Annotated in this window: 21 protein-coding genes, 1 tRNA gene and 1 pseudogene; 13 read left to right on the top strand and 10 right to left on the bottom strand. The window is 69.9% G+C overall.

Annotation, left to right across the window (positions count from 1 at the left end):
* Positions 1–68 precede the first annotated feature (68 nt).
* The 6 genes and pseudogenes from pgi to pcnB form a co-directional block, all read right to left on the bottom strand.
* Entirely contained in the window at positions 69–1,583 is a 1,515-nt protein-coding gene (gene pgi, locus WCE37_RS02725; protein ID WP_343278027.1) for a glucose-6-phosphate isomerase, read from the bottom strand.
* Positions 1,584–1,587: 4 nt separating this feature from the next.
* On the bottom strand, positions 1,588–1,968 hold the full coding sequence (panD, locus tag WCE37_RS02720; protein ID WP_343278026.1) for an aspartate 1-decarboxylase: 381 nt from the start codon (positions 1,966–1,968) through the stop codon (positions 1,588–1,590).
* Between the two features lie 317 nt (positions 1,969–2,285).
* Positions 2,286–3,143, bottom strand: a pseudogene (gene panC / locus WCE37_RS02715) (pantoate--beta-alanine ligase); the annotation flags it as partial.
* Positions 3,140–3,955, bottom strand: coding sequence for a 3-methyl-2-oxobutanoate hydroxymethyltransferase (gene panB, locus WCE37_RS02710; RefSeq protein ID WP_343254831.1), 816 nt, complete (start codon positions 3,953–3,955; stop codon positions 3,140–3,142). The pseudogene panC and the gene panB, both read right to left, overlap by 4 nt.
* 28 nt (positions 3,956–3,983) lie before the next feature.
* Positions 3,984–4,511, bottom strand: a complete 528-nt coding sequence (gene folK / locus WCE37_RS02705; RefSeq protein ID WP_343278025.1) for a 2-amino-4-hydroxy-6-hydroxymethyldihydropteridine diphosphokinase — start codon at positions 4,509–4,511, stop codon at positions 3,984–3,986.
* Positions 4,508–5,836 carry a polynucleotide adenylyltransferase PcnB gene (gene pcnB / locus WCE37_RS02700; RefSeq protein WP_343278024.1) on the bottom strand — a complete coding sequence of 443 codons (1,329 nt, stop codon included), beginning with the start codon at positions 5,834–5,836 and terminating at the stop codon, positions 4,508–4,510. The genes folK and pcnB overlap by 4 nt, the downstream gene beginning before the upstream one ends.
* Before the next feature lie 135 nt (positions 5,837–5,971).
* Between pcnB and WCE37_RS02695 the strand changes: the two genes are divergently transcribed.
* Together WCE37_RS02695 and fdxA are read left to right on the top strand one after the other, a co-directional pair.
* Positions 5,972–6,047, top strand: a tRNA-Glu gene (locus WCE37_RS02695).
* A 111-nt stretch (positions 6,048–6,158) separates the two neighbouring features.
* Positions 6,159–6,482, top strand: a complete 324-nt coding sequence (gene fdxA, locus WCE37_RS02690) for a ferredoxin FdxA (protein WP_343278023.1) — start codon at positions 6,159–6,161, stop codon at positions 6,480–6,482.
* 72 nt (positions 6,483–6,554) lie between these two features.
* Here fdxA and WCE37_RS02685 read toward each other — a convergent pair whose 3' ends face one another.
* Both WCE37_RS02685 and dapA read right to left on the bottom strand, forming a co-directional pair.
* Positions 6,555–7,088 carry a hypothetical protein gene (locus tag WCE37_RS02685; RefSeq protein WP_343278022.1) on the bottom strand — a complete coding sequence of 178 codons (534 nt, stop codon included), beginning with the start codon at positions 7,086–7,088 and terminating at the stop codon, positions 6,555–6,557.
* Positions 7,089–7,110: 22 nt separating this feature from the next.
* Complete coding sequence (dapA, locus tag WCE37_RS02680; RefSeq protein WP_343278021.1) at positions 7,111–8,022, bottom strand: 4-hydroxy-tetrahydrodipicolinate synthase; 912 nt, start codon at positions 8,020–8,022, stop codon at positions 7,111–7,113.
* Between the two features lie 191 nt (positions 8,023–8,213).
* Between dapA and WCE37_RS02675 the strand changes: the two genes are divergently transcribed.
* The 3 genes from WCE37_RS02675 to WCE37_RS02665 all read left to right on the top strand — a co-directional run bounded on the left by WCE37_RS02675 (position 8,214) and on the right by WCE37_RS02665 (position 10,793).
* Positions 8,214–8,777 carry a glycine cleavage system protein R gene (locus WCE37_RS02675; RefSeq protein WP_343254837.1) on the top strand — a complete coding sequence of 188 codons (564 nt, stop codon included), beginning with the start codon at positions 8,214–8,216 and terminating at the stop codon, positions 8,775–8,777.
* 17 nt (positions 8,778–8,794) lie between these two features.
* The gene (locus WCE37_RS02670) at positions 8,795–9,274 is read left to right on the top strand and encodes a peroxiredoxin (RefSeq protein WP_343278020.1); all 480 of its coding nucleotides are present in this window, start codon (positions 8,795–8,797) and stop codon (positions 9,272–9,274) included.
* A gap of 115 nt (positions 9,275–9,389) precedes the next feature.
* Entirely contained in the window at positions 9,390–10,793 is a 1,404-nt protein-coding gene (locus WCE37_RS02665; RefSeq protein WP_343278019.1) for a PhoH family protein, read from the top strand.
* A 130-nt stretch (positions 10,794–10,923) separates the two neighbouring features.
* On the opposite strand, the gene WCE37_RS02660 is transcribed toward WCE37_RS02665, so the two are convergent.
* Positions 10,924–12,597 (bottom strand): SulP family inorganic anion transporter, encoded by a 1,674-nt coding sequence (locus tag WCE37_RS02660; protein WP_343278018.1) that lies wholly within the window; start codon positions 12,595–12,597, stop codon positions 10,924–10,926.
* Positions 12,598–12,738: 141 nt separating this feature from the next.
* On the opposite strand from WCE37_RS02660, the gene thiD reads away from it, so the two are divergent.
* Complete coding sequence (gene thiD / locus WCE37_RS02655) at positions 12,739–13,542, top strand: bifunctional hydroxymethylpyrimidine kinase/phosphomethylpyrimidine kinase (protein ID WP_343278017.1); 804 nt, start codon at positions 12,739–12,741, stop codon at positions 13,540–13,542.
* Positions 13,539–14,468, top strand: coding sequence for an alpha/beta fold hydrolase (locus WCE37_RS02650; protein ID WP_343278016.1), 930 nt, complete (start codon positions 13,539–13,541; stop codon positions 14,466–14,468). Before thiD ends, WCE37_RS02650 begins: the two co-directional genes overlap by 4 nt.
* On the opposite strand, the gene galE is transcribed toward WCE37_RS02650, so the two are convergent.
* Complete coding sequence (gene galE, locus WCE37_RS02645; RefSeq protein WP_343278015.1) at positions 14,420–15,469, bottom strand: UDP-glucose 4-epimerase GalE; 1,050 nt, start codon at positions 15,467–15,469, stop codon at positions 14,420–14,422. The genes WCE37_RS02650 and galE overlap by 49 nt on opposite strands.
* Positions 15,470–15,839: 370 nt before the next feature.
* Between galE and WCE37_RS02640 the strand changes: the two genes are divergently transcribed.
* From WCE37_RS02640 to WCE37_RS02615, 6 genes are all read left to right on the top strand, one after another.
* The gene (locus tag WCE37_RS02640; RefSeq protein WP_343278014.1) at positions 15,840–18,077 is read left to right on the top strand and encodes a hypothetical protein; all 2,238 of its coding nucleotides are present in this window, start codon (positions 15,840–15,842) and stop codon (positions 18,075–18,077) included.
* 86 nt (positions 18,078–18,163) lie between these two features.
* Positions 18,164–18,784: an XrtA/PEP-CTERM system exopolysaccharide export protein gene (locus WCE37_RS02635; protein ID WP_343254845.1), complete on the top strand. Its 621-nt coding sequence runs from the start codon at positions 18,164–18,166 to the stop codon at positions 18,782–18,784.
* A complete protein-coding gene (locus WCE37_RS02630) occupies positions 18,784–20,373 on the top strand; it encodes an XrtA system polysaccharide chain length determinant (protein WP_343278013.1) in 1,590 nt (529 codons plus the stop codon). Before WCE37_RS02635 ends, WCE37_RS02630 begins: the two co-directional genes overlap by 1 nt.
* Positions 20,370–21,134, top strand: coding sequence for a polysaccharide biosynthesis protein (locus tag WCE37_RS02625; RefSeq protein WP_343278012.1), 765 nt, complete (start codon positions 20,370–20,372; stop codon positions 21,132–21,134). Before WCE37_RS02630 ends, WCE37_RS02625 begins: the two co-directional genes overlap by 4 nt.
* A gap of 22 nt (positions 21,135–21,156) precedes the next feature.
* Complete coding sequence (locus WCE37_RS02620) at positions 21,157–22,482, top strand: hypothetical protein (protein ID WP_343278011.1); 1,326 nt, start codon at positions 21,157–21,159, stop codon at positions 22,480–22,482.
* Positions 22,479–23,257 (top strand): acyltransferase (locus WCE37_RS02615; RefSeq protein ID WP_343278010.1); only part of this gene is annotated, 779 nt, incomplete at its 3' end. The genes WCE37_RS02620 and WCE37_RS02615, both read left to right, overlap by 4 nt.

Here is a 23,257-nt window from a genome sequence, read left to right as displayed (position 1 = left end):
CGCAGCTGTAGCTGCTCCTGCAGGGGAGAGCCGGTTCGCGCGATCCACAGCGCGCGGGCCCACGCGATTCAGCGGTGCGTGCGGATCTCCGCCAGCAGCGCCCGCGTCACCGCATCGCCCGCCTCACACTCGCCGCGCACCGCCGGCAGCAGTTCACCTGCGATCCGCTTGCCAAGCTCCACGCCCCACTGGTCAAAGGCGTTGATGCCCCACAGCACCGACTGCGCGTAGACGCTGTGCTCGTACATCGCCAGCAGCGCGCCAAGCGAATGCGGCGTGAGTTCGTCGAGCAGGAACAGGGTCGAGGGCCGGTTGCCGGGATACGCCTTCTGTGGATCATCGGCGGCGTGACCATTGCCCAGCGCCTCGGCCTGGGCCAGCAGGTTGGCCAGCAGCGCCTCGTGGTTGCCACGGTGCGCATGCGCCGGCCGCACCACGCCGATGAAATCGGCCGGCACCACGTCGGTGCCCTGGTGCAGCGCCTGGAAGAAACTGTGCTGGGCGCCGGTGCCGGCGCCACCCCAGACCACCGGCACGGTCGCCACGCCGGGCGCGCGGCCGTCGCTGCGCACCGACTTGCCCAGGCTTTCCATCACCAGCTGCTGCAGGTAGGCGGGCAGGTGCGCCAGGCGCTGGTCATAAGGCAGCACGGCCTGCGTGGGCAGGCCGAGCGCGTTGCGGTTCCAGACCGCCACCAGCGCGTGGCGAATCGGCAGGTTGGCCTCGAGCGGCGCTTCGACCGCGTGCGCATCCATGTCCGCGGCGCCGGCGAGCAGGGCCTCGAATCCATCCATGCCCACCGCCAGCGCGATCGCGAATCCGACCGCCGACCACAGCGAATAGCGCCCGCCGACCCAGTCCCACATCGGCAGCACGCGCTCCGGCGCGACGCCGAAGGCCTCGGCCGCGGCCACGTTGGCGCTGACCGCGTACAGGCGCTCGCCGCCATCCAGCCAGTCGCGAACGACCGCGCCGTTGAGCAGCGTCTCCTGGGTACCGAAGCTCTTGGACACCAGGATTGCCGCGGTGCGCGCCGGATCCAGGCCGCGCAGTGCGTGCTGCACCTCGCTGCCATCGACGTTGCTGACGAAGTGCAGGCGGAAGCGGCCGTCGTTGAAATCCTTCAGCGCATCCACCACAAGCCGCGGCCCAAGATCCGAACCACCGATGCCGATGTTGACGATATCGGTGACGCCGGATTCGCGCAGCGACGCCACCAGCCCCGCCATGCGCTCGCGCGCGGCCAGCGCGTCGGCGTGCGCGCGTTGCGCGACTTCGCTGCCACCGATATCCGAGCGCAGCGCCGTGTGCAGCGCGGGCCGGCCTTCGGACACATTGACCTCGGCACCATCGACCAGGGCGCGCAGCGCCAGCGACAGGCGCACATGCCCGGCAAGTTCGCCGAGCGTGGCCAGGGTCGGAGCGTCCAGTCGCTGGCGCGCGAAGCTCGCATACACCGGACCCACGCGCAGCGCCATGGCCTGTGCACGGGCTGGGTCGGCCGCGACGAGGTCGGGAATGCGGGCGCCGGCAAGGCGCTCGGCGTGGTCGAGCAACTGCCGGACCAGCGCTTCGCCGGCCAAGGCTTCAGGCCGCCTGCGCCGGAATGGCGTCGTTGGTGTGGGTCATCCGGTTGTCGCGGTCGACATACACCAGGCTGGGCTTGAACGCGGCGGCTTCGGCCTCGTCGCAGGCGCCATAGGCGCAGATGATGACCAGGTCACCCGGTTCGGCCTGGTGGGCGGCGGCGCCGTTGACGGAGATGATGCCGCTGCCTTCTTCGGCGCGGATCGCATAGGTCGCGAAGCGCTTGCCGTTGTTGATGTTGTAGATCTCGATGCGCTCGTATTCGCGGATGCCCGAGAGCTCGAGCAGGCGGCCGTCGATCGCGCAGGAGCCTTCGTAATGCAGTTCGGCGTGGGTGACGGTGGCGCGGTGGATCTTGGCTTTGAGGAGGGTCAGAAGCATGTCGGGGGACCGCAAGCTGCCGGGGAATCGGCGTCGGGTCTGGATTCTACAAGATGGCGCGCGCTGCTCTTGTCCGGGAACCCGTTCACCGGGGACCGATTCAGGGTTCGAGGGCCTTGGTCTGGCGGGGGCGGAGGGTGGGGCCTTGGTCTGGCGGGTACTCCGCCGGCGTCACGATGGGGCCGCTCCTTATTGCCGGCGGAATACCCGCCCACCCTCCGCTGCCATCAGCGCGGTGGGGTGGTGGGAAGGGCGGGAGCGTCGCGCTTTTGATTCTCACGACAGTCTGCCGGGAAGGCGCAGCAAGGCGGGTTCGGGAATTCGAGGTTGTCGATCAGGCGGGTGCGGCCGAGGCGGGCGGCGATGAGGGCGACGCGGTGGCCGTTGCCGGCATCGTCCATCGCATCGGGTTCGACGAGCAGCGGCGTGCGGATCACGGCGTAGTCGACTGCGAAGCCGACGGCCTGCAGTCGCGCGATGGCCTCGGCTTCCGTGGCGTGCCGGTCGGCGCCGCCCTGCACCGCCGCGCGCATCGCCAGCAGCGTGCGGTGGATTTCGGGCGCGAGTGCGCGTTCGGTGGGCGACAGGAACTGGTTGCGCGAGCTCTGCGCCAGGCCGTCGGCTTCGCGCACGATATCGGCGCCCCGTACCTCCACCGGGAACGCCAGGTCATCGACCATGTGCCGGATCACCGCCAGCTGCTGGTAGTCCTTGCGGCCGAACACGGCGACGTCGGGCTGCACCTGGTTGAACAGCCGCGCCACGACCGTGCAGACGCCGTCGAAGTGTCCCGGGCGATGTGCACCGTCCAGCACGCCGGTGATATCGGGCACCTGCACGCGCACCGCGCGCGCCGTGCCCAATGGATACATCTCCTCCAGCGGCGGCATCCAGACCAGGTCGCAGCCGGTGGCCTCAAGCCCCGCGATATCGGCTTCGGGCGTGCGCGGATAGCGCTCGTAGTCTTCGCCGGGGCCGAACTGGGTGGGATTGACGAAGACGCTGGCGACCACGCGGTCGGCGTTGGCACGCGCCAGGCGCACCAGGCTGTAGTGACCCTCGTGCAGGTTGCCCATGGTCGGCACCAGGCACACGCGCAGGCCTTCGCGCTTCCAGGCATCGATGCGGGCGCGCAGGGCGCCGAGCGCGCGCGCGACTTCTATCGCGGCGTTCATGCGTAGGAGTGCGCCGCGTCGGGGAAGCTGCCGTCGCGCACGGCGGCCACGAACGCTTCCGCGGCACCGGCCACCGAGCCGCCCTCGGCCAGGAAATCCTTCACGAACTTCGGGCGCCGGTGGCCGGAGTCGAGGCCGAGCATGTCGTGCATCACCAGCACTTGGCCATCGCAGTCGGCACCCGCGCCGATGCCGATGGTGGGCACCGCGCTGTCGCGGGTGATGGCGGCGGCCAGCGCCGCGGGCACGCCCTCGAGCACGATCAGCGCGGCGCCGGCTTCGGCCACTTCGCGCGCTTCGGCGCGCAGGCGTTCGGCCGCGGCCTCTTCGCGCCCCTGGACCTTGAAGCCGCCGAAGCGCAGCACCGACTGCGGCGTCAGGCCGAGGTGGGCGCAGACCGGCATCTCGCGCTCGGCCAGGAAACGGATCACGTCGAGCTTGGGGCCCGCGCCCTCCAGCTTCACCATCTGCGCGCCGGCCTGGAGCATCCGCGTGGATGCGTCGAGCGCGCGTTCGGGCGTGGCGTCGGCCTGGAACGGCAGGTCGGACACCAGCAGTGCATGGGTCAGCGCGCGGGCCACGCAGGCGGTGTGATAGGTGATGTCGTCGACGGTCACCGGCAGCGTCGACGCGCGGCCCTGGACCACCATGCCCAGTGAGTCACCGATCAGGATCAGGTCGACGCCGGCGGCGTCGAACACGCGCGCGAAGCCGGCGTCGTAGGCGGTCAGCATGGCGAGCTTGCGGCCCGCCGCGCGCGCCTCGGCAAGGCCGGGCACGGTCATCGGCCGGCGGTCCTGGTTCTTGGCCATCAAGTATCGCGTCCGTGGTTTGGGGGCATTACGATCTTACGCCGCGTGCCGGCTCGCCGGGCCCCGACGGGGCGATGCCGCTGGCGTCGATGCCGGCGAGCAGCGCGTCGGCGCGACCGAGCCCGGGGACGACGGCGTCCGGCGCGACTTCGGCCAGCGGCACCAGCACGAAGGCGCGCACGTGCAGCAGCGGATGCGGCACCACCAGTCCGGGTTCGTCCACCACCGCGTCGCCATGCAGCAGCAGGTCGAGGTCGAGCGTGCGCGGCCCCCAGCGGCTGCCGTCTTCGGCGCGCTCGCGGCCATGGTCGCGCTCGATCGCCAGCAGCGCTTCAAGCAGCGCGCGCGCACCGAGCGTGGTCTCCAGCACGGCAACGGCGTTGATGAAATCGGGCTGCGCTTGCACGCCCCACGCCGGCGTGCGGTAGAAGCGCGACGTGCGCAGCAGGCGCGTGGCGGGCAGCGCGTCGATCGCGGCCAAGGCCGAGCGCAGGGTGGCGGCCACCTCGCCCATGTTGCCGCCCAGGCCGATGCAGGCCCGGACCGGCGCGCTCATCCCGTGGTCACGGGCCGCCGCCGGCGGCGGCGGCGCGGCGTGCGCTGGGCGTCGTCGCCGTCGCCCTCCCAGTCGTCCATCGGGCTGTGGGCGATGGCCATGTCGGGATCAAGCTGGGCCTCGCGCCAGAAGGCGATGTCCTCGGCGTGTTCGTCGGAACCGGCCTGGCGCACCTGCAGGAAGTCGAAGGCGGCGCGGAAGCGCGGGTGCGCGATCATGCGCATCACCCGTTTGCGCTGGCGCAGGCCGAAGCGCGACTGCAGCAGCCAGATCTCCTGCATCGGCAGCGAGAACCGACGCGGGACCGCAATGGTGGCCAACTCGTGCACGGTGACCCGGTCGGCGGCGCGGCGCTGGGCGTCCGCCGGAGGCACGTCCTGCGCCTGCAGCGTCATCAGCGTGCGGCAATAGGCGGGCCACATCAGCAGGGCGAACAGGAACGCAGGCGACACCGGCTCGTCCGCGGCCACGCGCGCATCGGTGCCGCGCAGTCCCTCCAGCACGACCGCGCGCAGCGCACCGCTGCGGTTGGCTTCCATCGCTGCTCCCGCCTCCGGGAACATCGCCTTCAGCAGGCCGTGGCGCTCCAGGCCCTTGAAGCTGGCAACGCCATGTCCGGAGAGGAACAGCTTCAGGGTTTCCTCGAACAGGCGCGCGGGCGCGGCCTCGGACAGCAGCGGCGCCAGTGCGCGGATCGGCGCCGCGGTGGCCGGGTCGATGTCGAAGTCGAGCTTGGCCGCCAGGCGCACCGCGCGCAGCATGCGCACGGGATCTTCGCGGTAGCGGGTTTCGGGGTCGCCGATGAGCTTGAGCACGCGGTTCTGCACGTCCTCGAAGCCGCCCAGGTAGTCGCGGACCGAGAAGTCGTCGATCGTGTAATACAGCGCGTTGGCGGTGAAGTCGCGGCGCACGGCATCGTCTTCGATCGTGCCGTAGACGTTGTCGCGCAGCAGGCGCCCGCCCTCGTGGGTCTCGCGGTCACCGCTGCCGTCGTCGACGTTGGCGCGGAAGGTCGCGACCTCGATGATCTCGCGTCCGAAGACCACGTGCGCCAGCCGGAACCGGCGCCCGATCAGGCGGCAGTTGCGGAACAGCGACTTGACCTCTTCGGGCGTGGCGCTGGTGGCGACGTCGAAATCCTTGGGGCTGCCGCCGACCAGCAGGTCGCGGACCGCGCCACCGACCAGGTAGGCCTCGTGGCCGCCCTCGCGCAGGCGATAGAGGACGCGCAGCGCGCTGGCGCTGATGTCCTTGCGGGAGATGGTGTGCTGGTCGCGCGGGATCGTCCGCAGGACCGGTGTAACGGAAGGGATATCGTTGGGCATCTGGAAAAAAGTACCTGCGCTGGTTGCCCAGTGGCAGCCTGTGCTTGCTATACTAGCAAGCCGCATACAGCCTTGGCTTGTCGCGGGAGCCGGTCGTCCAACCGGTGCCGTCCAAAAGGCGGCGAATGCAACACTGCTCCCTTCGTCTAGAGGCCCAGGACGTGGCCCTCTCAAGGCTAAAACACGGGTTCGAATCCCGTAGGGAGCACCATTTCCCTCAGGGCCCGCACCGGAAACGGCTGCGGGCCCTGTTTTTATGCGTGGGCGCTACGGCGGCGCCGGGCGCTACAATATGCGGCCTCCACAGCCAGCATCGCGAGCCATGCCCTTCGTCGTCACCGAGAACTGCATCAAGTGCAAGTACACCGACTGCGTCGAGGTGTGCCCGGTGGACTGTTTCCACGAGGGTCCGAACTACCTGGTGATCGATCCCGACGAGTGCATCGACTGCACCCTGTGCGAGCCCGAATGCCCGATCGGCGCGATCTACGCCGAGGATGACGTTCCCGCCGGCCAGGAAGGCTTCGTGGCCCTGAACGCCGAGCTGTCGAAGGAGTGGCCGGTGATCACCACCCGCCAGGAGCCGCTGCCGGACGCCGAGGAGTGGGACGGCAAGCCGGGCAAGCTGCCGCTTCTGGAGCGCTGACGCGCGGCGCCGGGACAATGGCGCGCGACCCTTTCCGGATCGCGCGCGCCACGACTGCCCGCGAAGGGCCCGTTACCTGGACAGGCCCGCGCGCAGGGCTTCGATCACGCGCACGGCGTCGTCGCCGGCCGCCGGCAGGCCGCGCGGATCGACCGCCGACACATAGGTACCCGCTTCGACCTGGGTCACGCGCACCAGGAACTTGGTGTCGCCGGCGTCGATGTCGTAGGTGCCCAGCAGCTGCGCCTTGCTGACCACGGTCACGCCCTCGATGTCGCCGAGCAGCGACTCGATGCGCTCGAACACATCTTCGCGCGCGAGCTGGACGGTGAAGCCGTTGGTCGAGCCCTGCGCGGCCGCTGCCGTGGGCGCTGCGGACGAGATGTCCGAGCGGGTCACGCTGGTGGTGCCGGTGTCCGGAACGGCCATCGCCGAGCTGGTATCTGGGCGATCGAGATCGGGCGGCACCTCGAGCGGGCGGTCCTGCGGCGCGGCTGCGTAAAGCGCGTTGTCCTTGCGGAACCAGCTGCAGCCGGCGGTGGCGACCAGCGTCACGAGAAGGGCGACCGCAATGGCCGGACGGAGCATGGAACGGGAAGGCTGCATTGCTGTCTCCTGGGAAAACGGTTCAGGCCGCGATGGCTTCGCGGCAGGTCTGTTCAAGCGCTTCGAGGCCGGCGGCGAGCTGGTCCGCTGCGGCAGCGTACGCCGCCGAAAGCGGCAGCAGCGGCAGCCGGATGCCATCGCCATCACCGAAGCCGCGCCGCGCCAGCAGGGCCTTGACCGGGATCGGGTTGGATTCGACGCCGCAGAATTCGATCAAGCCCTGGATCTTCGCAGCCAGGCTCGCGCAAGCGCCGGCATCGCCGCCCCGCGCAAGGTCGCACAGGCGGCGGAAGGCCACGGGCGCCACGTTCGACGCAACCGAGACCAGGCCATCGGCGCCGGCCAGCATCGCGCGTGCCGCGCTGCCATCGTCGCCACTCAGGACCGAAAAGCCCGGCCCTGCCAGCGGCAGCAGCGCGCGCATGCGTGCTTCGTCCGCCACCGCTTCCTTGATGCCGATGATCGCCTTGCAGGTAGCCAGCTCGGCCACCGTGTCCGGCTGCATGTCGCAGCCGGTGCGCGGCGGCACGTTGTACAGGATGACCGCCAGCGCGCCGTCGTCGGCGACCGCACGGTAGTGCGCGACCAGGCCGGCGGGCGTCGGCCGCACGTAGGGCGGCGTGACCACCAGTGCCGCATCGGCGCCGCAGGCGGCAGCCAGGCGGGTGCGTTCGACAGTGTGCGCGGTGCCCGACTGGCCGGTACCGGCAATGACCGGCACGCGGCCGGCCACGCGCTCCACGGCCGCCCGCAGCAGGGCTTCGTATTCGGCGCCGGTGAGCGCGGCCGCCTCGCCGGTGGAGCCGGCGACGACCAGGGCCTGGGTGCCGCCCGCAAGCTGGGCGTCGACCAGGCGCAGCCATGCGTCGGTATCGGGTTCGCCGGCGGCCGTGAAAGGCGTCGCCAGCGCGGTGATGCTGCCGGAAAGATGCAAGCTGGACCTGCGTTGGGAAGCCGTGCGGGAGGCTGCGCGACGGGGCGCGCAGCAGGGTGATCTTACTTGCGGCGTCGAAGCACGGGCAAGTATGCTGGCTGCAGCCTCAAGGGCGGCCGCTTGGCCCGTCCAGGCGCGAATGGCAGCCAGTCTCCCGGCGCCTTTGCACCGCCACCCCCGTGGACTCCGATTTGACCGACACCGATACAACCCGGCCCGCGCCGACCGAGAACCACCTGCTCATCAACGCCTATACGACGCATCCGCGCTCGCCGCTGCTGGCGGTATCGCGGCGCATCGCCGACAGCGGCTGCAACCTGGTCGACACGCGCCTGTCCACCGTCGGCCGCGACGTCTCGGTCACCGCCCTGGCCACAGGCTCCTGGGACGCAGTGGCCAAGCTCGAGGCCATGCTTTCGCGCCTGGAGCGCGAAGAGGGCCTGAAGCTGGTCTGGTACCGCACCGGCGCCAAGCCGGTGCAGTCGAACCTGCTGCCCTACATTGTCGAAGTGGTGGCATCCGACAAGCCCGGCATCCTCTACCAGCTGGCCGATTTCTTCGACCGCCAGAGCATCACCATCGAAAGCCTGCACTGCTCGCGCTACCGCGCGATGCAGACCGGCGCCGACATGTTCTCGGCCCAGGTCACCATCGGCGTGCCGGCGGACATGCACATCGCAGTGCTGCGCGACGATTTCCTCGAATTTTGCGACCACCTCAACCTCGACGCGATCATGGATCCGATGAAGTTCTGAATGCGCAGGCACAAGGAATGAACGAAGGCGACAGGCTCGACGGCAGCACCGTGAACCTCCCGCTGCAGCTGTCAGGCGGCGCAAGCGCGATGCTTGCCGATTACGCCGGCCGCTGGCTGGTGCTGTACTTCTATCCCAAGGACTCCACGCCCGGCTGCACCACCGAGGGCCTGGACTTCAACGCCCTGCTGCCGCAACTCGAAGCGCTGGATGCAACGGTGCTGGGCGTGTCACGCGACTCGGTGAAGTCGCACGACACCTTCTGCGCCAGGCAGGGCTTCCGGTTCCCGCTGGTCAGCGACGCCGACGAGGCCTTGTGCCGCGCCTTCGACGTGATCAAAGAGAAGAACATGTACGGCCGCAAGGTGATGGGCATCGAGCGCAGCACCTTCCTGATCGACCCCGAGGGACGCATCGCACGCGCATGGCGCAAGGTGCGCGTGCCGGGGCACGCCGATGCCGTGTTCGAGGCGCTGAAGGAAGCCCGCGCCCGGTGAAGCACCGCTGCGCCCCCGCCCATCGCCGCCCCGCCACGCGGGCCGCGGCGGTCGGCGCGTGCGCCACATCCGCACCACCCCCCTGCCACGCCACCCCGGACGGACGAACACCCTGATGAACCACGGCAAGCGGATCTACGTACTCGACACCAACGTGCTGATGCACGACCCGACCGCGCTGTTCAAGTTCGAGGAGCACGATGTCTACCTGCCGATGCAGGTGATCGAGGAGCTCGACAACGGCAAGAAGGGCACCACCGAAGCCAACCGCAACGCGCGCCAGGTCAGTCGCTTCATCAACGAGCTGATCGAGGCCCACGGCGCCGAGCACATCGCGTCCGGACTGAAACTGGAGCGTCCCGGCGGCCTGCAGCTGCGTGGCACGGGCGCCAGCGGCGTGCTGCGCTTCCAGACCACCACGCCAAAGGAGGACAGGACCTCGTTCGGCGCCGTGGCCCCCGACAACCGCATCCTCGGTGCCATCCTCGACCTGAAGCGGGAGGACGGCAGCGACCCCGTGGTGTTCGTCTCCAAGGACATCAACCTCCGCATCAAGGCCGCGATCGCCGGCATCCCCAGCGAGGACTACGAGAACGACCGCGCGCTGGACGATTTCAGCCTGCTCTACACCGGCGCCACCGCCCTGCCGGAAGACTTCTGGCAGCGCCACGGCAAGGACCTCAAGTCCTGGACCGACAAGGGCCGCACGTATTACGAACTGCGCCACACCGAAGACGACGACTGGCATCCCAACCAGTATCTCTACCTGCCGGGCGACGAAAACGCGGAGTTCCGCGTGGCCTCGGTCGAGGGCGACCGCGCGGTGCTGCAGATCGTCGATGACTACCGCAGCCACCAGCACGCGGTCTGGGGCATCGTCGCGCGCAACCGCGAGCAGAACTTCGCGATGAACGCGCTGATGGATCCCGAAATCGATTTCGTCACCCTGCTCGGCACCGCCGGCACCGGCAAGACCCTGCTGGCGCTGGCCGCGGGCCTGGCGCAGACCATGGACGCGCAGCGCTACCGCGAAATCATCATGACCCGCGCAACCATCAGCGTCGGCGAGGACATCGGCTTCCTGCCCGGCACCGAAGAGGAAAAAATGACGCCCTGGATGGGCGCGCTGACCGACAACCTGGAAGTGCTGCTGCCCAGCAACAAGGAAGGCGGCAGCTGGGGCCGCGCCGCAACCAATGACCTGCTCGCCTCGCGCATCAAGATCCGCTCGCTCAACTTCATGCGCGGCCGCACCCTGCTCGACCGCTGGCTGATCCTGGACGAGGCGCAGAACCTCACGCCCAAGCAGATGAAGACCCTGATCACCCGCGCCGGCCCCGGCACCAAGATCGTCTGCCTGGGCAACGTCGAACAGATCGACACGCCCTACCTGACCGAAACCACCTCGGGCCTGACCTACGCCGTGGACCGGTTCCAGCACTGGGCCCACAGCGCGCACGTGACGCTGCGGCGCGGCGAACGTTCGCGCCTGGCGGATTACGCGTCCGAGGTGCTTTAAGGCCCCGGTTGGCGGCGGCGGAGTACCCATCGACCCGCCACTCCGCAGCGCGCGACCCGCTGCATACGCCTCGCCCGCACCTTCGAACCCGAGCAGGCCGGGATCGCCTCCACGTCCGGCGTTTCGCCCGTCAGCCGTCGACGCCAGGCTCCACCACGCCACGCTGGGCTTCGACGAACAGCAGCGCTTCCGACAGGGTCTTGAAGTAGCTCCCGGGAGCGTCGCGCCGCACGATGTCGGCGCGCACCAGCTTGCGCAACACGCCCATGTTGGCGCCGTTGAGCAGCACCCCCACCCCGCGCGCGCGCAGGCTTGCGATGGTGGACTCCAGGCGTTTGAGGCCGGTCGCATCGATGAACGGCACCCGCTCCAGGCGCAGCGCCAGATAACGCGGCGGCGCCTCGCGTGACCATGACAGCGCGCGCTCCAGCGAATCGACCGAGCCGAAGAAGAACGGCCCGTCGATGGAGTACACCGCCACATCCTTTGGCAGGGCGGACAGCCCCGCCTCTTCCAGCTCCTGGCGCAGGCTGGCCTGGCGGTGCTCGACCACTGCCACGGCGGAACTCATCCGGCGCATGAACTGCATCATTGCCAGGATCACGCCTATGTTCACCGCCACCACCAGGTCGGTGAGGATTGTCAGGGCGAAGGTGATCAGCAGGATCGCGACGTCCGCGCGCGGCGCCTGGCGCACCATCCGCAGGAAGCGCGGCGCCTCGCTCATGTTCCAGGCGACCACGAACAGGATCGCGGCCAGTGCGCTCAACGGCACCCTGCCGGCATAGGGCGCGATCACCAGCAGGATCAGTACCAGCAGCAGCGCGTGCACCACGCCGGCGATCGGGGCGTTGCCGCCGTTGCGGATGTTGGTCGCGGTGCGCGCGATCGCGCCCGTGGCCGCGATGCCGCCGAACAGCGGCGAAACGATATTGGCGATGCCCTGGCCGACCAGCTCCTGGTTGGAGTCATGCTTCGTACCGGCCATGCCGTCGGCCACCACCGCCGACAGCAGCGACTCGATCGCACCGAGCATCGCGATGGTGAACGCGGACGGCAGCAGCAGCATCACCGTATCGAAGCTCATCGTCGGCAGCGCGAATGAGGGCAGCGCGCGCGGGATGGCGCCAAAGGTCGATTCGATGGTCGCCACGCCGGGCAGGTCGAAGGCGGCGACCACGGCTGTCGCCGCGATCATCGCCAGCAGCGGCCCCGGCACCCGTGCCATGCCGGGAATGCGCGGGCCATAGAGCACGAGCCCCAGGCTGCCAAGACCAAGCAGCGCAGTTGCCGGGTGCAGCTGCGGGAACGCACCCAGCAGCTGCCAGGCCTTGAGGTAGAACGGCCCCTCGCCCGCGGTCGGCAGGCCGAAGAAATACTGCCACTGCCCCACCCAGATGATCACCGCGATGCCGGCGGTGAAGCCCACGATCACCGGGTCCGGGATGAAGCGGATCACCGAGCCCAGCCGCGCCAGGCCCATCACCACCAGGATGACCCCGGCCATCAGCGTCGCCACCAGCAGCCCGCTGACGCCGAACTGCGCCACCACGCCGGCAAGGATGACGATGAAGGCCCCCGTGGGCCCCGCGATCTGCACCCGCGAGCCGCCGAACAACGACACCGCGATGCCGGCGATGATCGCCGTGTACAGGCCCTGCTCCGGCTTCACTCCCGAGGCGATCGCAAACGCCATCGCCAGCGGCAGCGCGACCACGCCGACGATCAGCCCGGCGATGATGTTGCGCATCCAGTTGTCACGGCGGAACAGGCCGGCGCGCCTGGCTTCAAGCAGCGCGATCATGCGCCGGCCTCCGGCTCCGGGCGCTGGATGGGGCCGGACCTGGAACGGGGCCTGGAGTCCAGCACCCGTATAGCAGCAGTCATCCGCCCGGCTCCCTTGAGGACATGCATTCCGACAAGCACACCATCACAATACCCGACCATGACCAGGCCCATCTCAGCGCTCACCATCGCCGGCTCCGACTCAGGCGGCGGCGCCGGCATCCAGGCCGACCTCAAGACCTTTGCCGCCCACGGCGTCCACGGCCTCTCGGCGATCACCGCGCTGACCGCGCAGCACACCCGCGGGGTGACCGCGGTGCACGTGCCGCCGGTGGAATTTTTGCGCGCCCAGATCGATGCCTGCTTCGATGATTTCGACATCGGCGCGGTGAAGCTGGGAATGCTGGCCTCGGCCGAGGTGATCCGCGCCGTGGCCGATGCGCTCGAGGTCCATCGCCCGCGGTGGCTGGTACTCGACCCGGTGATGGTGGCGACCTCGGGCGCGCGCCTGCTCGAGGCCGAGGCGCTCGAGGCCATGCGCACGCGACTGCTGCCGATGGCCGACCTCCTCACCCCGAACATCCCCGAGGCCGAGCTGCTGCTGGGCCACGCCATCGCTGACGGGCCGGTGGCGGACGCGGCGCTCGCCACACTGCGTGGCCTGGGGCCGAAGGCGGTGCTGCTGAAGGGCGGACATCTCGACGAAGGCGACACCGTCCTCGACCGCTTCGCCGACGGCCGGGTGGCCACCGGGCACCGCGGGCCGCGGCTGGTGGTCGATGGCCACGGCACCGGCTGCACCCTGGCATCGGCGATCACCGCCAATCTCTGTCTTGGCCACGCTCTTTCCGACGCCGTCAGCCACGGCATCACCTATGTGCGCGACGGCCTGCGCAAGGGCGTGCGACCGGGTCGCAGCGACGTGCTGGTGCTGGGGCACTTCGACGCGCGCCCGACGACATGACGGCGCAAGCTGCCGCCGACACCGGGCCCATCGCGCCGTCGACAGTCACGCTTGAAGCCCGGGACGGCCACCGCTTCGAACTGCTGGCGTGTCTTCCGGACCAGCCGCAACGCAGCCTGCTGTGGATGCCGGCGCTCGGCGTCGCCGCCCGCCACTACCTGCCGCTGGCACAGGCCCTGTCACGGCACGGCGTGGCGGTGTTCCTGCACGAGTGGCGCGGGCACGGCAGCAGCAGCCTGCGCGCCGGCCACCACGCGGACTGGGGCTATCGCGAGCTGTTGACGCTCGACATCCCCGCCAGCGAAGACGCGATCACCACGGCCCTGCCCGGCCTGCCGCGCATCGCCGGCGGCCACAGCCTGGGCGGGCAGCTCGCCAGCTGCCGCCTGGCGCTGGCGCCTGCCACGTACGGCGCCCTGTGGCTGGCCGGGTGCGGGGCACCGTACTGGAGGGCGTTCCCGCTGCGGCAGCGCCTGTGGCTGCCGCTCGCCTACCGCACCCTGCCCTGGCTTGCCGAGCGCGCTGGCAGCCTTCCGGGCCGGCGTCTTGGCTTTGGCGGCAACGAGGCGCGCGGCGTCATGCGCGACTGGAGCAGCACGGCGACCACCGGCCGCTATGCGGCGCGCGGGCTCGGCGACCTGGAACCGGCGATGGCCGGGGTGCGGGCGGACATCCGCGCCGTCCTGTTCGCACGCGACTGGCTCGCGCCGGCGTCGTCGCTCGACTGCCTGCTGTCGAAGATGCCGCGGTCAGCGTCGGCGCGGGTGGTGTTCGACCATGACGCCCTCGGCGTGGCCGCCGACCACTTCGCCTGGATGAAATCGCCCGGGCGCGTGGCCAGCTGGCTGCAGGAGCCCGGCCCTCGCGGGCGAACCGCTCAGGACGCGCCGTCCGCCGCTGGCGCCTCCGCCGCGGCGGCTTCGTAGCCTCGCGGATTGCGCGACTGCCAGCGCCATGCATCCCGGCACATCGCCTCGATGCCGTGTTCGGCGCGCCAGCCGAGGAGCTCCTGCGCAAGCGAAGGATCGGCATAGACCTCGGCCACGTCGCCGGGGCGGCGCGGAACGATGTCGAAGGGCACCGCATGCCCCGACGCGTCTTCAAAGGCCCTGACCAGTTCCAGCACGCTGGTGCCGCGACCGGTGCCGAGATTGATATTGGCGCTGCGCGCCTCGCGAAGCAGGAACTCGAGCGCGTCGGCATGGGCGCGGGCCAGGTCGACCACGTGGATGTAGTCGCGTACGCCGGTGCCGTCCACGGTCGGCCAGTCGCCGCCGAACACCGCAAGCCGCTCCCGCTGCCTCACGGCCACCTGGCAGACGTAGGGCATGAGGTTGTTGGGTACGCCACCGGGCGCTTCGCCGATCAGGCCGGAGGCGTGCGCACCGACCGGGTTGAAGTAGCGCAGGTTCACGGCGTGGAAGCCCGGGTCGCTGGCGCACAGGTCGCCGATCAGCTGCTCCATCACCAGTTTGGTGCGCCCGTAGGGGTTGGTGACCCTCAGCGGCGCATCCTCGCGTACGGGCACCGAGTCCGGGTCGCCGTACACGGTGGCCGAGGAGCTGAAGACCAGCCTGTGGACCCCTTGGCTGCGCATCGCCTGCAGCAGGTGGATGGTGCCGCCGATGTTGTTGTCGAAGTAGTCCAGCGGCCGTTCGCAGGACTCGCCCACGGCCTTGAGCGCTGCGAAGTGGATCACCGCGTCGAAGCGCTCCCCGGCAAACAGCGCGTCGACCGCGGCACGGTCGCGCAGGTCCACCTGGCGCAGCGCGGGGGCTTGGCCCAGGAGCGTGGCCAGGCGTTCGAGCACGCGCGGCGAGCTGTTGCTGAAATTGTCCGCGATCACGAACTCGTGGCCGCGACCGGCCAGTTCAAGGCAGGCATGGCTGCCGATGTAGCCGGCGCCGCCGGTGACCAGGATGCGCATTGGATCGTTCCCCTTGGAATCTGCGTCGGAAGCGTACGCCAATGCCCGCGGCCAGCGGAAACCGCGGCATCGCGGCCGCCACGGCCGCCTGACGCAAGGCCGGCCCGCTGCCACAGCCTGCCAATCAGTGAGCTGCGTCACTCATTCATGCATCGCTGCTTGTTCCCGGCGGCGCATTCAGCCTGAATTCGAGCTGCGTTGAAGCGTAGTGTTGACGCGCGAGCGAATTCCCGATCCCTTCCTGGATGTGCCCCCGATGACCGTCCTGCCATGCCTGCCGAGCCGCCGCGCCTGCTTATCGCGCTTATCCAGCTTGTCCCGATTATCCGGCCGCTCCCGATTACCCCGCACCACCCCTGTTTCCGCCCCCTTGCTCGTTGCACTTCTGTTCGCCGCCGGCACCCTTGCTGCCTGCAGTCCCGGCTCCCGGCAGGCCAACGCCGGCGAAACCGCCGCGGCCCATGCGTCATCGGCATCCGGCGCGGCCCGCGCCGCCGCCCAGGCACTGCCGCCACCGCCTGCCAACGCGTTCGCTTCCACCCCGGTCCAGAACCCCGTCCTCTTCGTCACCCAGGTGCCGACCGACGGCGACGTCTTCGCCTCGCGCCTGTCCACCTTCGCCAACCACATGACCAGCATGACGTCGGTGCCCCGCGGCGGCGGCCTGGTGATCCGCTATCCCGACGGCAGCCTGCGCGACCTGACCCGCGAAGCGGGCTTCGGCATGGATGGCCGCCAGGGTGCCAACGCCATCGCCGTCCGCGAACCCACCGTGCACTGGTCGGGCACCAAGGCGATCTTCAGCATGCTGGTCGGCGCGCCCGCGCAGCAATACGGCGGTACCAATGGCCGCTGGCAGATGTACGAAGTCAGCGGTCTGGCCCAGGGCCAGGCGGCCAGCATCACCAGGGTCGCGAACCAGCCCGCCTACAACAACGTCTCGCCGCTGTACGGCTCGGACGACAGCATCCTCTTCACCTCCGACCGGCCGCGCAATGGCGCGGCGCACCTGCATCCGCAGCTCGACGAATACGAGAGCACGCCAATCGTCACCGGCCTCTTCCGGCTTGATCCCGCCAGCGGTGCGGTGCGCATGCTCAACCATGCGCCCAGCGGGGCCTTCAGCCCCGTCATCGACAGCTATGGCCGCATTGTCTTCACGCGCTGGGACCACCTGCAGCGCGACCAGCAACAGGACGCCGGCACTTCCGGCTCGTTCGACTTCGAAAGCGAAGCCGCCGACGCCGCTCCGGCCGGCACGCGGGCCGATGTCTTCCCGGAGGCGCGGCTGGGGATGGACAGCCCGTATGGCCCGGTCGGCAATTACCACAGCAACATCTTCATGCCCTGGCAGGTCAACCAGGACGGCAGCTTCGAACAGACGCTCAACCACGTCGGCCGGCACGAGGTCACGTTCGGCTTCCTCGGCCGCTCCTTCGCCGGCGATCCCTCGCTGTCCGACAACACCGACACGTCGCTGATCGCCAACCGCAAGTTCATCAGCCAGTACGGCGGCCTGTTCCATCTCCGCGAGGACCCGACGCAGCCCGGGATCTACTATGGGATCAACACCGCCGAGTTCGGAAGCCTGACGACCAGCCAGATCATCCGGCTGAGCGGCGCTCCGCATCTCAACCCAGAACAGATGGTGATCACCGATGCCTCGCCCGCGCCGAGCGGCGCGGGTCTGTCCGGCGGCCGTTTCCGCAATCCGCTGCCGATGACCAGCGGCCACATGGTCGCGGCCCACACGCCCAGCCCCCACGCCAGTGCGGACATCGAGCTGCGCCTGCGCCAGGTGGTGGGTACGCCGGGCACTCTGGCCGCCGGTCCCGCGCTGACACCCGGCATCGTCAGGTCGGTGTCGTGGTGGACCCCCGACAGCCTGCGCTCCTTCGAGGGCGCGCTGTGGGAGATCGAGCCCGTGGAGGTGGCTGCCCGCCCGCGCCCGCCCCACACCTCCGAAGCGGTCCTGCAGTCGCCGGAACGGACCCTGTTCGCGTCCGAAGGCGTGGACGAGGGCGCATTCCGCAGCTGGCTCCGTGCCAAGGACCTGGCAATCATCGTCACCCGCAACCAGACCAGTCGCGACCGCAGCGACCGCCAGCAGCCCTACAACCTGCGCGTGCCCGGCGGCACGCAGACCGTGGCCAACGGCGGCATCGTGTACGACATCGCCCACTTCCAGGTGCTGCAGGGCAACCTTGTGCGCGCGTACCGGAACTCGACGTCTGGGCGGCGCGTGCTTGCGCAGCCGATCGACACGGGCGCCAATCCGGGCAACCCGCTGGGGCCGGACGGCAGCGTTCGCATCGAGGCCGACGGTTCGACCGCCGCCTTCGTGCCCGCCAACCGCGCGCTGACCTGGCAGACGGTGGATTCCAACGGCGTGCCGGTCGTGCGCGAACGCGTCTGGATCACCCTGCAGCCCGGCGAGATCCGCACGTGTGGCGGCTGCCACGGCGAAAACACGCGCAACCAGGCCGGCCAGCCGGAGCCGGCCAACGCGCCGACCGCCCTGAGGACCCTGCTGCGGCACTGGAAGCAGAGCGGTACACGGCCGGCACCGCGCGACGGCTCGGCACCGCTGCTGCCACCGGCCCTTTAGCACGCGCACGCGCCGTGACGTGGTGACCGCCAATGGCGGGCTTTGCCGTTGTAACTGGCAACCCGCCATACGTGGAAACTCCGCCCATGACCGCGCTTCGCCTGATTGCCATCTTCGTGCTCGCCGTCCTGATGGGCGCATGCGCGTCGTCGGGCGGCATCACCGATGTCCCGCCCGACCAGCCCCAGGCCGCAGTCGGTGACTACCTGATCGGCGTAGACGACATCGTCCAGGTGACCGTGTGGCGCAATCCGGAGTTGGGGATCACCGTCCCCGTGCGCCCCGACGGCCGGATTTCGGTGCCGCTGGTGGGCGACGTGGTCGCGGGCGGGCTGGCACCGGCCGCCGTTGCGGCCGACATCCAGGACAAGCTCTCGGCCTTCGTGCGCGATCCGCAGGTGGCGGTGATCCTTACCGACCTGCGCAGCCACGAATATCTGTCCCGGGTACGCGTCACCGGCGCCGTGCGCCAGCCGGTCTCGATTCCCTTCCGCCAGGGCATGACCGTGCTTGACGCGGTGCTGGCGGCAGGCGGCGTCAACGAGTTCGCCGCCTCCGACCGCGCCGCGCTGTACCGCCGGACCGGCAACGATTCCACCACGACCTATGCCGTGCGCCTGGACCGGATCCTCGATCGCGGCGACCTGGCCACGAACCACCGGGTCGCGCCCGGCGACGTGATCACCATTCCCGAGCGCGCATTCTGATGGCATCCCTCGCCCTGGCCGCACCCCGCCGCCCCGGTGGTCCGCCGGCCACCGTGCCCGACCTGACGCCCAACGAACTGCTTCCGATCCTGCTGCGCGAGGCCCGCGCCCGGATCATCCCGCTGGTCTCGATCTTCACCGCGATCGCCCTGCTGACGCTGGTCGTGGGCCTGTTCGTGATCCCGCGCAATTACACGTCCTCGGTCACGATCCTGGCCCAGGACAGCGACATCATCCAGCCGCTGCTGGAGGGACGGGCGGTTCCCACCGGCGTGTCCGACCGCGCCGGCATGGCGCGCCAGATCATCTACGGCCGCAAGGTGCTGGGCGAGGCCCTGGCCGTGGGCGGCTGGCTCGAGGGCGCCCCCTCCCCGATCGAGCAGGACCGGCTGATGGAGGAGATCCGCAACCGGACCATGATCGAGAGCCCGCGGCCCGAACTGGTGCAGATCAGCTACCGCGATCGCGACCCCGAACGCGCCTTCCGGCTGGCCGAAACCTTCGGCGACATGTTCATGAAGGAAGCCGCCGCGGCCAAGGAGCGCGAAAGCCGCGAGGCCTACGAGTTCATCGACAGCCAGGTCCAGGGCTACCATGCCAAGCTGTCGAGCGCCGAGCGCAACCTGCAGGACTACCAGTCGCGCAACGTCGACGCCCAGCCGGGCAGCGCCGCCGACGCCACCACCCGCATCGGCGCGCTGCGCACCCAGCTCGAGCAGACGCGCATGGCGCTGCTCGAGCAGGAGTCGCGCGAAGCGTCGATCGCAGCCCAGCTGTCCGGGGAATCGGCGGTCACGGCGGTGCAGACGCGCGAAAACCTGTATCGCACGCGCCTGATCGAACTCCAGTCCGAACGCGACCGGCTGCTCCTGGCCTACACAGAGCAGCACCCGGACGTGGTCCGCCTGCGCCACCAGATCGACGACATCACCCGCATGCTCACCGACGAGCGCGAACGCCGCGAGGCGCCCGGCACCGCCGGCACCCTCTCCGACGAAGCCCAGGCCAACCCGCTGTACCAGGAGCTGCGCAGCCAGCTCTCACAGGCGCGCCGGGAGACCGCCGCCACCCGTTCGCGACTGCAGATCGCGCAGTCGCTGCTTGACGACGAACTCGACCGCAGCCGCCGGATCGCAGCATCGGAGGGCGCGCTGGCCGAGCTGACCCGCGACTACGAGGTCAACCGCGAGATCTACCAGGACCTGCTGCGCCGCCGCGAGAACGCCCGCGTGTCGATGGGCCTCGACCAGGAGAACCGCGGCCTCACGCTGCGCATCCAGGACCCGGCGATCATGCCCCTGCGCCCCTCGGGCCTGCGCTTCATGCACATCGCCGCGGTCGGCCTGCTGATCGCCATCACGCTTCCGCTGGCGCTGGTGTTCGCGGTGGCCCGCTTCGACCCGCGCGTGCGCTCGCAGCACCTCATCGTCAAGCACGCCAGCCTGCCGCTGCTGACTGCCGTGCCGACCTACCCGACGCCCGGCGAGCGCCGCCGCGAGTACCTCTCAGTGGCTTTCGCCATCGCCATGCTCGGCTCGGTGGCGCTGGTCTATGTCCTTACCTATGCATACAGGGTCGTGGCCGCATGAACTCCGCATCGATGATCGAACCCCGGCGCGGCGCGCATGCCCTGGCCGAAGCCATCGGCACCGCCCCGAAGGAGGCCTCGCGCAGCCTGGCGCGGGTACAGCCGCCGCCGTTCTCGCCGCGTGCGCTCGAGGAGCGCCGGCTGATCCACCGCCAGGACTCCGTGCGCGTCCAGGCCGACGCGTTCCGCGACCTGCGCACGCGCCTGCTCAACCTGCGCGGAAACCAGAACTTCATCACCCTGGTGGCGCCGGTTGCGCACAACTGCGGCGGCAGTTTCGTGGCGCGCAACCTCGCGCTTGCGTTCGCTTTCGACGAAGCCAAGACCGCGCTGCTGGTCGATTGCGACGCCCTGCACCCGAGCCAGCACATCGCGCTGGCCGCGGGCAGCGACAACTGCGGGCTGATGGACTACCTCGGCGGCAGCGTCGATGACCTCGAGGATATCCAGTACTCCACCGGGATCCCGCGCCTGCAGCTGATTCCCAATGGCAGCGTGCGCGAAATCGCCGGCGAGTACTTCACCTCGGCGCGCGCGCGCACCATGATCGACTCGCTGCGTCAGGCCGATCCCAACCGCTACATCATCCTGGACGCGCCGTCGGCGCTGAACTCGCCGGACGCCCGCATCCTCTCCGACCTTGCCGACGTGGTCGTGCTGGTAACCGGCTACGGCAAGGCGACGCTGGAGGCGATCGAGAAGGCCGCCGCCAACTTCGACCCGGCAAAGCTCGCGGGTATCGTCTTCAACGACAACCATTGACCCGCCATCGGGAAGGACCGCCATGGGAACGTCCAGCATCCGGGTTTCGCTGACCGCCGCCGCGGTTGCGGCGGCGGTGTCGCTCGCCGCGCCGCCCTCCGCGCGGGCGGCCCGCGTCGACTACGTCGTCGACGCGGGCGTCGAACACGATGACAACGTCCGCGTGTCCGCCGTCGATGCCGACGCCCAGCGGATCCTGCGCGCGGGGCTTGGCTTCCTGGTGACCCAGGAAGGCTCCGCGCTGCAGGCGGTGGTCGCCGGCCGCGCCGACTACCGCGAATTCGACGGCGGCATCGACGATGGCGTCGAGGGCATGCTTTCGGCCTACCTCAACTGGGTCGCCATTCCCGACCGCTTGAGCTTCACGGTCCAGGACGAACTCGAGCTCCAGGCGGTCGACCGCTTCGCCGCCGACTCGCCCGACAACCGGCAGCAGGTGAACGTGCTTTCGCTGGGACCGAACTTCCTGTTCAACCTCGGACGCACGCTGCAGGGCCGGGTGGAGGCCCGCTACATCGACTCCGACGCGGAGATCACCGACGAGTTCAACTCGAAGCGGGCCAGCGCCGCGCTGCGCGTGACCAAGGCCCTGGACGAACGCGGCAGCCTGGGCTTCAACGCGCAGTGGACCGACATCGACTACGACAGCGACCTCGCCGCGCGCGACCACGAGCGCACCGACGTCTACGCCAGCTACGTACGCACCCGGGCCAGCGCCGACTACACCATCAATGCCGGCTACTCGCGGCTTGACTACCGGGACGGCGACCGCCGCGACGGCCCGCTGCTGCGCCTCGAGGCCGGCTGGCGCCCAAGCGAACGCAACCGTCTGTCGCTGATGGTGCTGAACCAGTTTTCCGACGCCGCCGATGCGGCGCTGTTCGACGGTGTTGCCGGCAGGCCCGAAGCCTCGGTGCCCGGGAGCGTGCTGGTCGACGCGCGCACGGTCATTCCCTCGGCGTATCGCGAGCGGCGCCTGGCGCTGGCCTGGGACCACGCCGGCGATCGCGTTGGCTGGCGCATCGAACCCTACATCCAGCGCCTGCGGTACATGGATGCGCTTGCTCCCGACGAAGAGGCCCGCGGCATCTGGGCCGGAATGGACTACCGCATCAGCCCCACGGTCACCCTTACCGGCTGGGCCGGCGCCGACCGGACCGAATACCGGCCGCTGGGCGCCAGCGACGATACCCGCCGCGGCGGCCTTGCGATCGAGAAGCGCTGGGCGCCGCACTGGAGCACCGCGCTCAGCTATTACCGCTACGAGCGCGACAGCGGGGTGTTCGACAACGAAGTCCGGCAGAACGTCTGGTATCTCCGGGTGTCGTACCGGAACCGGCCCCTGTGAGCACGCTGGCCGCCGTGCGCCACTGGGTGCGGACGTCGCCCCACCCCGCCGCCGTCGCTGCCCGACGAGGGCGTGCTGCTGCCCGCGGACTGACGCTGCCGGCGCCGCGGATTCTTGTCCTGCCCTACCTCTGGCTGTTCCTCGGCGTGCGCGGGCTGCTGTTCTTCCTGCGCCGCGTCCTGGTGGCCGAACCGCTGTTCAAGGCCTACTGCAGCCGCGTCGGCCGCGGCGTGACCACCGGCGTCCACGTGCCATGGGTCCAGGGCGCCGGCGACCTGGTGGTGGGCGACCACGTGCGTGTGAGCGGAAAGATTTCGATCAGCTACGCCGCGAGCTTCACCAGCCGGCCGCGCCTGGAAATCGGCGACCATTCCGACATCGCCCACGACACGCGCTTTGTCATCGGGCGCGAAATCCGCCTCGGCCGTCACGTGCAGGTCGCCGGCGGGGTCACCTTTCGCGACTCCGGCGGCCACCCCACCGATCCCGAGCGCCGTCGCCTGGGCAGCGCCCCGGATCCCGGCGACGTCAAGCCGGTGGTGGTCCATGACCACGCCTGGATCGGCTCGGGCGTACTGGTGATGCCGGGCACCGAGATCGGCGAAGGCGCGATCGTCTCCGCGCACGCAGTGGTTTCGGGGAAAGTCGCTCCCTACAGCATTGTCGCCGGCAATCCGGCGCGGCGCATCGGCATGGTCGAACGGAGCGGCGCGGGGGGGGGGGGCCCAAAACCGAAGCCACCACCCACCCCCCCAAACACCCACCACCCCCCCCC

It is taken from the genome of Luteimonas sp. MJ250, from assembly GCF_039548455.1.
Lineage (GTDB): Bacteria > Pseudomonadota > Gammaproteobacteria > Xanthomonadales > Xanthomonadaceae > Luteimonas.
This window is presented reverse-complemented; position numbering and strand designations above follow the sequence as displayed.